This window comes from Blautia sp. NSJ-175 (genome assembly GCF_022867815.1).
Lineage (GTDB): Bacteria > Bacillota > Clostridia > Lachnospirales > Lachnospiraceae > Blautia > Blautia celeris.
On record NZ_JALIFQ010000016.1, the window covers coordinates 94,563 to 107,182 of the forward strand.

Below are 12,620 nucleotides of genomic sequence, written 5' to 3' on the forward strand. Positions count from 1 at the left end.
GGAAAGGAGGAGAAAATGAGCAGAGAATTTTTATATGAGCTGCTTTCAACAGCATCCGTCTCAGGGTTTGAGGAGGATATACAGAGAAAAGTTATGAAATACGCGGAGGGATTTGCGGATGAGATCTATACGGATGAGATCGCCGATGTGGTGAGTGTCATCAATCCGGCATCCCAAATTAAGGTCATGCTGTCCGCCCATATGGACGAGATCGGCCTGATGGTATCACATATAACGGAGAAGGGAATGCTCCATGTATCAAAAGCCGGGGGTATCTATCCCGGCACATATCCGGGGCAGAAAGTCAGAGTCATCCATAACGGAAAAGTTGTTTTCGGCGCAGTCCGCAATCACAGCTCCCTGAACAAGAAAGAGCCGGAGATCACGGATCTTATCATTGATATCGGAGCGGTTTCCAGGGAGGACGCCATGGAGGCGGCAGCACCGGGGGATCCGGTGATCTTTGACACAGATTACAGAGAGCTTCTGAATGACAGGCTCTGTGCCCGCGGACTGGATAACCGGCTGGGCGGGTACATTATACTGGAAGCAACCAGAAAGGCAAAAGAAAAGGGCTGTACATGCGGCGTCTATGCAGCGGCCACGGTGGGTGAAGAGCTTACAAAACACGGCGCTTCCTGGTGCGCATCCCGGATCGCCCCCACTCTGGCGGTTGCGGTGGATGTGACATATACCAGCGACTATGAAGGGACAAGGGCCATTGAAAACGGAGAGATCGGGCTTGGGGGCGGACCTGTATTTCTGCAGAACTCCTTCAGCCATAAAATGTTGGTGGGGCGCCTGAAAAAGGCGGCGGAGAATCTGGATATAAGCTGCCAGTGGGAGAACGGCTGCGGCAGGACCTGCACAGACGCGGATGCCATCCACGTTGCCGGAAGGGGGATACCGACTACGGTTCTGTCCATACCCCTGCGCTACATGCATAATCCGGCAGAGGTGTGCAGTATGAGTGATGTACAGGCATGTATTGACGTGCTGGCGGAATTTTTATGCAGTATCGGGCCGGATATCTGTCTGAAGCCCCTGGAGGCGTGAGGCTGTTATGAAGAAATACATGGCAATTGCAGGACTGATCGTAGTCACGGTCATCTGGGGCGGTGGATTCGTAGCCAGTGATATGGCCCTTGACAGCCTTCTGCCTTTTCAGATCATGGCGATCCGTTTTCTTCTGGCCTCTGTGCTCATGGGAGGGATCAGCATCCGCAGCCTGAAAGGTGTGAAAAGGGAAGAGTTAAAGGCAGGTGCGCTTATGGGGACTGCGCTTTTTCTTGGATTTTCCCTTCAGATCATAGGGCTTCAGTATACCACGCCGTCAAAGAATGCGTTTCTGACTGCGACGAATGTGGTGATCGTACCGTTTATCGCGTTTTTGATCTGCAGAAAGAAGGTGGGGCTGAAGGGGATAGCAGGCGCAGTGCTGGCAATTGCGGGGGTTGGTCTTCTGTCCCTGGATAAGGACTTATCCCTGGGACTGGGGGACGGGCTGACGCTGATATGTGCAGTGGGATTTGCTTTCCAGATTTTCCTGACCAGTATCTTTGTAAAGAAATACAGGGCGTCTGTGCTGAATTTTGTTCAGATGTGTACAGCCGCTGTTTTGTCCCTGGTATTCATGGCAGCCTCCGGGCAGGTACAGTTTCAGGTCACTGCAAAGGGATGGGGCAGTGTACTCTACCTTGGGATCATAAGCACGACCATATGTTATCTTCTTCAGACCGCGTGCCAGAAATATGTGGATGAGACAAAGGCGGCCATTATCCTGTCCATGGAATCTGTCTTCGGAACCTTATTTTCCGTAATCATTCTCCATGAGAGCATTACCCTGCGCATGATACTTGGATGCGTCATAATCCTGGGGGCTGTCATACTTGCGAATTCCGCAGGGGAGCCGGAGATGCCGGCAGAGGCGCGGGATATGTGAGAGGAATCTTCGTGAAGTGTTCCGTCGGGTACGGAGGGAACCGGATAAATCCATTGCGGGCTTTCGGGCGATATGGTAAGATGATGTTAGAGCGTGTTTGAAAATTGTATCATGCAGAGAGGTAACTAAGATGGCTACAATAAAAGACATCGCAGATCGGACCGGATTTTCCACAGCAACTGTTTCCAGGGTTTTGAATTACGATGATACACTGAATGTGCAGGAAGAGACCAGAAAGAAGATATTTGAAACGGCCAGGGAACTGCAGTATCAGTTAAAAGAGAGAAAGAGCAGAAAGCGCCGCCTTGCGGTGGGAGTCTATTACTCCTATACCAGGGAGGAGGAACTGCGGGATATCTATTATCTTACCGTCCGTCTTGCAGTGGAGAGAAAGCTGGAGGCGGAAAATATAGAATACCGCCAGATACAGAATCTGGAGGAACTGAAGGATTTGGCGGGGCTTGACGGGCTTCTGTGTCTGGGAACATTCAGCAGGAGCATGGTAAGGCAGATTGAGGTGTTTGGAAAGCCCACCGTATTTTTGGACGCCATGCCAAAGTCGGACAGGTTTGACTGCGTCGTCAATGATCTGGCAGGGTCTGTGGAAGCGGTCCTGGACTATCTGACCGAACTGGGCCACAGAAAAATAGCGTTCATTGGCGGTTACGAGGTGGACAGGGACGGCGAGGAAGTGTATGACAGCAGAATTGTGGCCTATAAAGAATATATGGAACGGACAGGTGAATTTCGGGAGTCTCTTGTGAGACTCGGGAGATTTACACCTGAGGACGGTTATGTGCTGTGCCGTGAGCTTCTGGAGGAGAAGGAGAGGCCAACGGCTGTATTCGCCAGCAATGATGCGCTGGCAGTGGGGTGTTATCGGGCCATAAGCGAAAAAGGGCTGCAGATTCCGGGAGATATGAGTGTGGTGGGATATAATGACATATCCGTAGCCAATTATCTGGTTCCCTCCCTTACCACCGTGCGGCTTCACATGGAACTTTTAGGTGAGGAAGCAGTGCGTATCCTGGAGGAACACATAGCCTCCGGCAGAGAGATCGGATTGAAAATCATTGTGCCCGCCAGGCTTATCGTGCGCGGCAGCACAGGCAGGGTTAAATAAAAAGGTTGGTATGCTCCATACAAAAATGCAGTTTTCAAATTTTCCATTTTTGTAATGCAGTGCTCTATCATCTTCTGTCCTGATTGACTACAATAATATTATTAAGAGAGAAGTGTATTATTGGTGTAAAAAGGACAGGAGGTATTTTGTATGGTATCGAAATTTATGCAGACAGCGGCAAACAGGGATTATTCCAAACATTGGCAGGCAGAGGGAAGTTTTCCGTGGATTTTCCAGCAGCCGAAGCCACCCATTGAGAAACGGCCTATCAGCGTGAGGGAAAACTATATCCGGTGCGTAAAAGGGGAAGAGCCTTACTGGATGCCGGCGTATTTTTATGAATCCAATACAGTTTGGCCGGACGCCATGGAGGAACACCCGGTTCCGGAGGTGGATGGTTATGACTGGTGGGGTGTTGACTGGTTCATGGTGGAGGGAATCAACGGTATGATCACCCGTCCCGGAACCCGTACCATCTCTGACTTTGCAAAATGGAAGGAAGAGCTTTCGTGGCCGGATCTGTCAGTTGTGGATTTCAAGGCTGACGGCGAGAAGCTGCAGAAGGCATTGGACCCTGACAGGCCTCATATTTACGAGTGCGTGGAAGGTGTTTTTGAGAGGCTGCATGAGCTGATTCCTTTTGATGAATCCCTGGTGGCTTTCTATGAGGAGCCGGAGCTTCTGGAGGAGTTTTTCCAGAAAATGGCGGACTATAAGATCGAGAGTACAGAGCAGATCTTCAAATATTACGGCAGAGTGGACGGCGTTCTCTATCACGATGACTGGGGAACCCAGCGGAGCGGATTTTTCTCCAACGAAATGTTCCGGGAACAGCTTATGCCGGCTACATCCCGTTATCTGAAATTCGTAAAAGACCAGGGCAAATTCATAGAACTGCACTCCTGCGGACGCAATATGCAGTATGTGCCGGAAATGCTGGAGATGGGCATTGATATGTGGACACCTCAGGCAAACGCAAATGATCCGGATTTCCTGCACAACACCTATGGAAAACAGATGACCTTCTGTTTCCCCGTCAATATCGGTGCGGACTGGGATGAAAAGCAGATCCGTGCGGCAATCCGCGACTATGTGGATCACTTCGGAGAGAACGGCAGAATGATGGCGTGGATCATGACAGAGACCCCGGACCCTGTAAAAGAAGAGATTGCCAGAGACGAGCTGTATCACTATTCTCTGGAGTATTATAATAAGCTGTACCACAGATAAAATGAGATTACCCAGTGGCAGGAAGCGTAAATCCAGGTTTTGGATTTACGCTTTTTTAGTTTGCCAATGCGCCGCTCTCCGGAAGCCTGGGCAGGCGGACAGGTCACAGAGAGGGGCATATGTGTGATTTGTACAAGCTAAAACTGCCTTTCTATTGGGAGAATCGCTGAAAATTGTCAATACATTAAAATAACACTTACAATAATTTCTGAAAGGTGCTATACTAAGACTGTAGGAACTCGCATTGATAAGCCTTGTCTTGCCCTTTTCGGCAGGTCAGGGCTTTTCTGGATATGGAAGGAGCGTGCCGTATGATACAGGAAGGCGATATTGTAGTTTTTAAATGCAGGGGATTGTATAAGGTTCAAAAAGTGGGAACTCTGGATTTTTCGGGGGCTGACAGGAAGAAAATATACTATACCATGCAGTCTGTGGATGATGAAAAGGAGAAGGCATACATCCCTGTGGAAGGTGAACACAATATCAGAAGACCTGCGACAAGAGAAGAGGCACTGACATTGATTGACGAGATGGATGACATTGATATTCTCTGGGTTACAAATGAGCGGATGAGGGAGCGGGAATACAAGACCTGCATTTCAAGCTGCGAATGTGAAGCATGGGTGAAAATTCTGAAAACACTGTACCAGAGAACCACGAAGAGAGGCTCTATTACCAGCATGGATAAAAAGTACCGCCAGATAGCGGAGAAAGCGCTGTACAGTGAATTCGCATATGCGCTGGACATTTCCGCTGATGAAGTGGATGGCTTTATAAAGGACAGAAAAAATTTATAATAACAGACTAGATGAAGTAAAATTCCTGTGCGCCTTTATGGTGCACAGGAATTTTACTTTGCGGAATTTACCAGCAGTTTTTACATCTTTCATACCGGCCCTCGGCCTGGGAAAGCGGAACCTGGCGGGCATTGTCGGGATTCATATTGCCGCAGTTGGGTATGCTGTGGTATTTTTTTCCGGTCGCCGAGAGCCAGACCATCTGCTCTACGGGCTGGGCTGCAGCGGCCTCTGCCTCCTGGGCTGCAGCTTCTGCTTCTGCCTGGAGTCTTGCCTCCTCAGCCGCCTGCTGCTGGGCTTCGGCTTCCGCCTGGAGCCTTGCCTCCTCCTCAGCCTGCTGCTTTGCGGCAGCTTCTGCCTGGAGCCTTGCCTCTTCCTCAGCCTGTTTTTTGGCCTCGGCTTCTGCCTTTTGTTTAGCCTCTTCTTCGGCCTGTTTTTTGGCGTCGGCTTCGGCTTTTTGTTTTGCCTCTTTCTCGGCCTGCTTTTTGGCCTCGGCTTCTGCCTTTTGTTTAGCCTCTTCCTCAGCCTGTTTTTTAGCCTCAGCCTCAGCCTTTTGCTGTGCCTCGGCTTCGGCTTTCTTATCCGTAACAGAGATATGTATGGCGTTGCTGCTTTTGCCGTCCTCTGTCTTTAGATAGACATTGCTTTCCCCTGTTTTCCCTGAGCTTTTGATCACTCCGGAGGTCTCGCCCTTAGAATAATCAAGGGTCAGAAGGCCGTTATCTGTTACCAGTTCAAGATTTTTGAGGCGTGCATCCTCAGGCTGGACCTGAATGTTGATCGGATATTCTGCATTCACATCCATCTCATAGTTGGATGTGGGAGATATGGATATCTTTTCAACCGCAGGGCCGGATGCCTGGGCGTAGCCGAAGGTACCAAGTGACAACAGAGAAAGAACGCCCAGTGCCGCAGTGTATTTTTTCTTCCTGAGCGGTTCCTCCCTGAATTTTCTCCGGTACAAAAAGACTGCCGGGATCAGCAGTATCCATGCGTAGGGCAGCAGACTCAGCAGCACCCCGAGAAATACCAGTACTAAAAATATTTTTACCAGTGTTTTGCCCATAAAATTCCCCCCTTTTATTACTATTCTAACACAAAAATATAATAAAAAAAGAGTTGTAATGCAGGAAATATAGGATTTATGGTTGACAGGGATTGTATAATAAAATTACGGATAAAAATGAGATACAGAGGTGGAGAATTTATGGATATTAATGTCCGAAAGTTTGAGGAAAAAGACATAGAGAGTATGATTTCCATATGGAACGAGGTGGTGGAGGAGGGCGTGGCTTATCCGCAGTTGGATTTGCTGGATGAGAAAACGGGCGCGGAATTTTTCTGCTGCCAGACATACTGCGGGGTGGCGGAGGACGCAGGGACAGGTGAGATTCTGGGACTGTATATTCTGCATCCGAACAATGTGGGCAGATGCGGCCATATATCCAACGCCAGTTATGCGGTGAAGTCTGCAGCCAGGGGAAAACACATCGGGGAGATGCTGGTAAAGGACTGTCTCATACAGGGCCGCATGTGCGGATTCCGGATTCTGCAGTTTAATGCTGTTGTGAGGACTAACAGGGCAGCACGGCATCTGTATGAAAAACTGGGATTTAAACAACTGGGCGTTATTCCCGGCGGTTTTCTGATGAAGGATGGGCATTATGAAGATATATGTCCATATTACAGGGAATTGTAAATGAAAAAGGGAGCATCTGTCAAAAGGAGTCAGGCACACCGGTGCCTGGCTTTTTTTCTGCTGCTGCTCGGGAGAATTATTTTGGGTTTTGCTGTACGGAAAACCCTGTCTGTAGAACGGATTTTAATCCAATACAAATAAAATTTATCGTAAAACAATAAAAATATATTGACTTTCCGATTCGCAAGCAATATAATGGAGCCAGAAAGGACAGAAATCATTTATCTATTTTGAAACTGCAGGAGGAGAATCATGAAGCAATCAGAAATGTCAAAGTATTTGAAATTAATAACAGCCGGAACCGGAATCCTGTTTCTGGCGCTGGTGGCGTGGTTTTTGCCCTCGGTACTGAGGCAGGTGCTGGACGGACTGGCGGGAAAAGGTGTGTATTGGGGAACCTGTATCTTCATCTGGATAACAGCGATTCCCTGCTTCCTATGTCTGGCCAAATTCTGGGGCGTATGCAGCAGGATCGGAGAGAACAAGTCTTTCTGCCGGGAAAACGCAGAGGCGCTTAAGCAGATGAGCCACTATACACTGGCTGACAGTGTGCTTTACGCCCTGTTTCTGGCAGTGTTCTGTGTTCTGGGGTGGTATTCTCTGGGAATCGGCTATTTATTCGGCATTGTTTTGATTTTGTTTATCTGCATTACACTCACAGTCCTGTGTGCTGCCCTGTCCCATTTGGTCTATAATGCAAGCCAAATACAGGAAGACCAGGATCTGACCATATAGGAGGGACAGAAGATGGCGATTATTATTAATATAGATGTTATGCTTGCGAAGCGGAAAATGAGCGTCACGGAACTGTCTGAGCGTGTGGGAATCACAATGGCCAATATTTCGGTATTAAAAAACGGCAAAGCCAAAGCGATAAAGATCAGCACATTAAACAGTATCTGCAAGGCCCTGGAATGCCAGCCCGGAGATATTCTGGAGTATGTGGACGATTAATATATGGGTAGTTATCAAACGCTCACGGCAGTTTGGGGTTAAAAAATCAGAAGTGAGAAAGGAGCAGTAAAATATGAATACGGAAAAACAAATGCCGGCAGGCAGTGAGAACGGTCTGCCCTGTGAAAGTGCGCCTGTTTTTGAGGAAAATGAGTGGATAAAGGCAAAACCCATAGAGGCGGATGGAAAAGATAAATGTTTTGCCTGGCTGTATTTGCTGGTGGGATATGGGTTTGTATATACCTTTACCAGCATGGATTTCGGCAGTCATCTGGCATTTTATACTGCTGCATATGCGGCTGCAGTACTGGCCTATATTTTCCTGAAGGGGGGACGTCCGGGACGGGAGAGCTGGTTCTGGATGGTCATTATGCTGGGCGTTGGAGTACCGTATGCCTTTTGGAGCGCCATGCCGTTTCTGCAGGTCCCAATGCTGATCGTATGTGCGGCGTACTGGACACTGCTTATATCCGGCAGTCTTCTGGAAAAGGATAAGACGTCGGAGTGGGTTGTGTTTGACGGATGGAATGCATTGCTGCGGGTGCCTTTCGGTAACTTCGGATGTGGTTTTAAGATTATAACGGGAATACACGAGGACAGGGATACGGACGAGGAGCTTCAAAAGAAGGGCAGAGGGAAGGATATCCGCTATATTATCCTGGGCATTATCATAGCTGTCCCTGTTCTGCTCCTTGTGCTTCCCCTGTTGTCCAGTGCGGATGAAGGGTTTCAGAGGCTGATGCAGAACAGTGGTTTGTATATCCAGGAGCACTTTTTGTATACTCTTGCCAGGATGATACTTTCCCTGCCTGTTTCGGCATATTTATTCGGACTGATTTACGGTGGAATCCATAAGAGAAATACGGACTGCATTGACAAAGAGGAGCTCCGGGAAACCTCCCGCTCTATCCGGATCGTGCCCAATACGGCCGTCACTACAGCCATACTGATCGTATGCGCCATTTATCTGCTGTTCATAGGGCTGCAGGGAAAATATCTGTTTTCCGCCTTTGCCGGAATCCGGCCGGAGAACTTTACCTATGCGGAATATGCCAGGAGAGGATTTTTTGAACTCTGCCAGATCGCTGCGCTGAATCTGGTCCTTCTGCTGGGAGCCAATTTGTTTTCCAGAAAAGGAAAAGAGAGCAGTGCAGTGCTGCGCTGGCTCAATGTCCTTCTTTCTGTACTCACTCTGCTTCTTATACTGACTGCCATGAGTAAAATGGTGCTTTATATAGCCGCCTTTGGCTTTACCATCAAGAGGGTACTGACAATGGTGTTTATGATCTGGATGGCAGTGGTGTTTACACTGGTTATTGTGCGCCAGTGGAGAACGTTTCCCATGGTACGGATCAGTGTTATAACGGGAGCCGTTTTATACTGCATGCTCTGTGTACTTCCGGTTGAATATATGATGGATTCTTATAATCAGAAATATTTTCCGGAGCAGATAACAGAAGAAAACATATATTAGACATGAATATCCCTGCGCTTATAATCTTTTAGATTGGGAAGGTGCAGGGATTTTCAGCCTGAGAAATGTAAATGACGGATATGCTAATTTTTGATTTGATTTAATGCAGCTACGGGCAGGCCTGTTTTTGCGGAGATTTCTTCCGGGCTTTGGCCTTTTAGAAGCAGTTTTAATGCGAGTTTTTCCTGTTGGGCTCCCTGCCCCATACCGTTTTAGAAACCTGGCTATGTGATTGATATATTTCACTTTGCTTAGCTCCGTGTACTGGCTTTCATAGTCGATTAGTGCCACAGAATGATCTTCCAGCTCAAAGAGATTATCCGTATTGAGTTCGCTGGCCTCGATTGCCGGCAGGTTCACCGGAAGGACATTCACAACCCGGGACATAGGAATGCCATAGACCTCAAGGGATTTTTCCTTCAGCCCGTGACCGAATATTTTTGATACGATATCTTTATTTTGATATGCAATATCACTCATGCATTATATTCTTTTATTTTAGCAAATTATAACAAGATATTCAATCGAAAATTATGTCAAAGGCAGCACCACGCTTTCAAACAGACACGGCAAAATAGTGACATAAGTTCCGCATCCGGATATTTTGTTTTCATAAATAAATTGAGATTTTTGGCGAAACGCCGGAATGCAGGAAAGCCTGCTAAGATGAATGATCTGGCTGCAAATGAGCCATACCCGTATCGGGCAGCCTGCCTTATAGCCCGCTATATACTGCAGGGTTAAATAACAGATAGTGACAAGATACAGCATTCGGATTGTTCTGTCAATGGGTTATAAAAATTTTATATTTTGGCTCCTGCTATTTGCAACAGACCAAAGGTCGAGATAGTTCCCTCTGTTCAGAATCTCTGCCATTTGTTATAATTTCAGGATAGATAACGAAAAAAAGGAGTACAGATGAAGAAAATAGCAGTGATTGAAGACGACGAACTTCTGAATAAGGCCCTTGTCATCACTCTGAAAAAAGAGGGGTATCAGGTAACCGCCGGAAAATCATGCAGGGATGGGATCGCTCTGCTGCAGGATAACCCTGACCTGATGTTGGTTGACATAAATCTGCCGGATGGGAATGGAATCTCCATCTGCCGGGAGGCGGAACGCTTTAGTAAGATACCGGTTCTTTTTCTGACTGCCAGGGATGAAGAGCGCGATATGCTGGAGGCATTCGAGGCCGGATGTGATGATTATGTGGTCAAACCTTTTCAGATGAGTGTGCTGAAAAAGCGGATTGAGGCCATTCTGCGCCGAAGCGGCGGGGAGGAAGACAGTTTTCTGTTTCGCGGCCTCAGGATCAATTGGAAGAAAAAACAGGTGTTTTACCAGGAGCGTCAGATAAATCTCACGGCAAAGGAGTACAGTCTTCTGGAACTTCTGGTCCAAAACCGCGGACAAATTCTGACAAAGGAGACCATACTGGAGAGGATCTGGGATATTGACGGTCAGTTTGTGGTGGAAAATACAGTGAGCGTCACCGTCAACCGCCTGAGAAAGAAAATAGAACCGGACAATGCCCATCCCATATTTGTGAAAAATGTATTCGGCCTGGGATACACTTTCGGAGATTAGCCTATGAAGAAAAAGATATATTACACTGCAGGAATCCTGCCCATTGCCGCGGGGATTCTGGCTTCCTTTCTGACCGCGGATGCCGGATATCTGCTTCTGACGGCCTGTTTTCTCTGCTGTTATCTCCCGGTGTTTTCAGGTATAAGAAAAAAATACGAGGATGATCTGATACAGATATCCGATATTCTGGAACAGCTTATTCAGGGAAACGGCAGCCCTGTCACAACAGAAACCGCTGACAGCCTGGTATCAAAACTCCAGGCACAGACTGTAAAAATCCATGCCATTGTGACAAAATACAATGAAAAACTTTTGGAAGAACAGGAGGAGGTCCGCCGCTTTCTGTCAGAGATTGCCCATCAGATCAGAACCCCTCTCACCAATATGGAGACCTACCTTTCCCTTCTGCGTGAACAGGAGCTGACAGCAGAGGAGCAGGATACCTGCATCCGGGCAGTGGAGCAGTCAGAGCGGAAGATAAAGTTTCTCACAGAGAGCTTCATTTCCGCATCCCGCATGGAACACCGCATTATCCAGATCAGAAAAGAGAGACAGAACCTCAGAAAGACCCTGGCAAAAGCCATTTTCCAGGTAAGGAGGAAGGCAGAGGAAAAACACATGGAAATAACTCTGGATTGTCCGGAAAACATCTCTCTTCCCCATGACAGAAACTGGATCTCCGAGGCAGCAGCCAATCTGCTGGACAACAGCATTAAATATTCCCCTGAAAATTCAGAAATCATTGTCCGGGCAGTGAAAAATGAAATGTTCACACAGATTGAAGTCCGCGATTTCGGCATGGGGATCGTTGATGATGAAAACCGCATCTTCTGCCGTTTTTACAGGGGGAGCAATGTGAACAGCCAGGAGGGATTCGGTATAGGACTGTATATCACAAGAGAGATCGTGAAACAGCATGAAGGGTTTTTGAAAGTGAAAAGGGAAGCGGACGGTACTTCCATCTCCATTTATCTTCCCTGTTAGAAGATTGTTAGATTTACCTGCTATCCTCATATCATGACAGCAGAAATAACAGAGAAGCCCGCATGAGGTGTGTGCATTTCCTGTTAAGCACGACAGGCACACAGCAGGAATGCCTTAACCGGCACAGCCTGCGGCGGGCAGGCAAGGAGGAAAGTATGGAAATATTAAGGACAAGAGGCCTTGAGAAGATTTACAAAACAGGGGAGCTGGTAGTCCGGGCGCTGGACGGCGTGGATATAGATATCAGTGAGGGAGAATTTATCGCAGTCATAGGCTCCTCCGGGTGCGGCAAGACCACTCTCCTCAACATGCTGGGAGGTCTGGACTATCCCACCACCGGAAGCGTGATGGTAAGAGGATATGAGCTGGCAGCCATGGATAACGATGAACTGACCGTATTCAGGCGCAGGAACATCGGCTTTGTTTTCCAGAATTATAATCTGGTTTCCGTGCTCAATGTGTATGAGAATATTGTTCTGCCTTTGAAGCTGGATGGTGTGAAGATCAACAAAGAATTTGTGGACAGGATCATTCATTCCCTGGGCCTGGATGAGAAGGTGCACCAGATGCCGAACACCCTTTCCGGCGGGCAGCAGCAGCGAGTCGCCATAGCCAGGGCGCTGGTGACAAAACCGGCCATCGTTCTGGCGGACGAACCCACCGGAAACCTGGATTCCAAAACCGGTCTGGAGGTAATCGGTCTGATGAAGACCATGGCGGAAGAATATTCCCAGACCATAGTTATAGTCACCCACAATGAGGAGATTGCCCAGATGACCGACCGGATGATCCGGATGGAAGACGGGCGGATCTGCAGGAGGGAGGAATGA

Annotated in this window: 14 protein-coding genes; 12 read left to right on the forward strand and 2 right to left on the reverse strand. The window is 48.0% G+C overall.

Going from position 1 to position 12,620, the window contains the following annotated elements; genetic code table 11:
• Positions 1 to 15 precede the first annotated feature (15 nt).
• From MUB35_RS21630 to MUB35_RS21650, 5 genes are all read left to right on the forward strand, one after another.
• On the forward strand, positions 16 to 1,056 hold the full coding sequence (locus MUB35_RS21630; protein ID WP_244806827.1) for a M20/M25/M40 family metallo-hydrolase: 1,041 nt from the start codon (positions 16 to 18) through the stop codon (positions 1,054 to 1,056).
• A gap of 7 nt (positions 1,057 to 1,063) precedes the next feature.
• Positions 1,064 to 1,942, forward strand: a complete 879-nt coding sequence (locus MUB35_RS21635) for a DMT family transporter (RefSeq protein ID WP_033139884.1) — start codon at positions 1,064 to 1,066, stop codon at positions 1,940 to 1,942.
• Positions 1,943 to 2,072: 130 nt separating this feature from the next.
• Positions 2,073 to 3,065, forward strand: coding sequence for a LacI family DNA-binding transcriptional regulator (locus MUB35_RS21640; protein ID WP_244806828.1), 993 nt, complete (start codon positions 2,073 to 2,075; stop codon positions 3,063 to 3,065).
• A 150-nt stretch (positions 3,066 to 3,215) separates the two neighbouring features.
• On the forward strand, positions 3,216 to 4,295 hold the full coding sequence (locus tag MUB35_RS21645) for a uroporphyrinogen decarboxylase family protein (RefSeq protein ID WP_244806829.1): 1,080 nt from the start codon (positions 3,216 to 3,218) through the stop codon (positions 4,293 to 4,295).
• Between the two features lie 311 nt (positions 4,296 to 4,606).
• The gene (locus MUB35_RS21650; protein WP_033139881.1) at positions 4,607 to 5,092 is read left to right on the forward strand and encodes a CarD family transcriptional regulator; all 486 of its coding nucleotides are present in this window, start codon (positions 4,607 to 4,609) and stop codon (positions 5,090 to 5,092) included.
• A 67-nt stretch (positions 5,093 to 5,159) separates the two neighbouring features.
• Here MUB35_RS21650 and MUB35_RS21655 read toward each other — a convergent pair whose 3' ends face one another.
• Complete coding sequence (locus MUB35_RS21655; RefSeq protein ID WP_244806830.1) at positions 5,160 to 6,158, reverse strand: hypothetical protein; 999 nt, start codon at positions 6,156 to 6,158, stop codon at positions 5,160 to 5,162.
• Positions 6,159 to 6,299: 141 nt separating this feature from the next.
• Here MUB35_RS21655 and MUB35_RS21660 point away from each other — a divergent pair, with 141 nt between their 5' ends.
• The 4 genes from MUB35_RS21660 to MUB35_RS21675 all read left to right on the forward strand — a co-directional run bounded on the left by MUB35_RS21660 (position 6,300) and on the right by MUB35_RS21675 (position 9,219).
• Complete coding sequence (locus MUB35_RS21660; RefSeq protein WP_244806831.1) at positions 6,300 to 6,791, forward strand: GNAT family N-acetyltransferase; 492 nt, start codon at positions 6,300 to 6,302, stop codon at positions 6,789 to 6,791.
• A gap of 252 nt (positions 6,792 to 7,043) precedes the next feature.
• A complete protein-coding gene (locus MUB35_RS21665; RefSeq protein WP_244806832.1) occupies positions 7,044 to 7,526 on the forward strand; it encodes a DUF2975 domain-containing protein in 483 nt (160 codons plus the stop codon).
• Between the two features lie 12 nt (positions 7,527 to 7,538).
• Positions 7,539 to 7,745: a helix-turn-helix domain-containing protein gene (locus MUB35_RS21670; protein ID WP_033139879.1), complete on the forward strand. Its 207-nt coding sequence runs from the start codon at positions 7,539 to 7,541 to the stop codon at positions 7,743 to 7,745.
• A gap of 73 nt (positions 7,746 to 7,818) precedes the next feature.
• Positions 7,819 to 9,219: a DUF4153 domain-containing protein gene (locus MUB35_RS21675; RefSeq protein WP_244806833.1), complete on the forward strand. Its 1,401-nt coding sequence runs from the start codon at positions 7,819 to 7,821 to the stop codon at positions 9,217 to 9,219.
• Positions 9,220 to 9,237: 18 nt separating this feature from the next.
• Here MUB35_RS21675 and MUB35_RS21680 read toward each other — a convergent pair whose 3' ends face one another.
• Entirely contained in the window at positions 9,238 to 9,699 is a 462-nt protein-coding gene (locus MUB35_RS21680) for a hypothetical protein (RefSeq protein WP_244806834.1), read from the reverse strand.
• A 438-nt stretch (positions 9,700 to 10,137) separates the two neighbouring features.
• Between MUB35_RS21680 and MUB35_RS21685 the strand changes: the two genes are divergently transcribed.
• The 3 genes from MUB35_RS21685 to MUB35_RS21695 all read left to right on the forward strand — a co-directional run bounded on the left by MUB35_RS21685 (position 10,138) and on the right by MUB35_RS21695 (position 12,620).
• Entirely contained in the window at positions 10,138 to 10,806 is a 669-nt protein-coding gene (locus MUB35_RS21685) for a response regulator transcription factor (protein ID WP_244806835.1), read from the forward strand.
• A 3-nt stretch (positions 10,807 to 10,809) separates the two neighbouring features.
• A complete protein-coding gene (locus MUB35_RS21690; RefSeq protein WP_103732577.1) occupies positions 10,810 to 11,790 on the forward strand; it encodes a sensor histidine kinase in 981 nt (326 codons plus the stop codon).
• Between the two features lie 155 nt (positions 11,791 to 11,945).
• Positions 11,946 to 12,620: an ABC transporter ATP-binding protein gene (locus MUB35_RS21695; protein ID WP_033139981.1), complete on the forward strand. Its 675-nt coding sequence runs from the start codon at positions 11,946 to 11,948 to the stop codon at positions 12,618 to 12,620.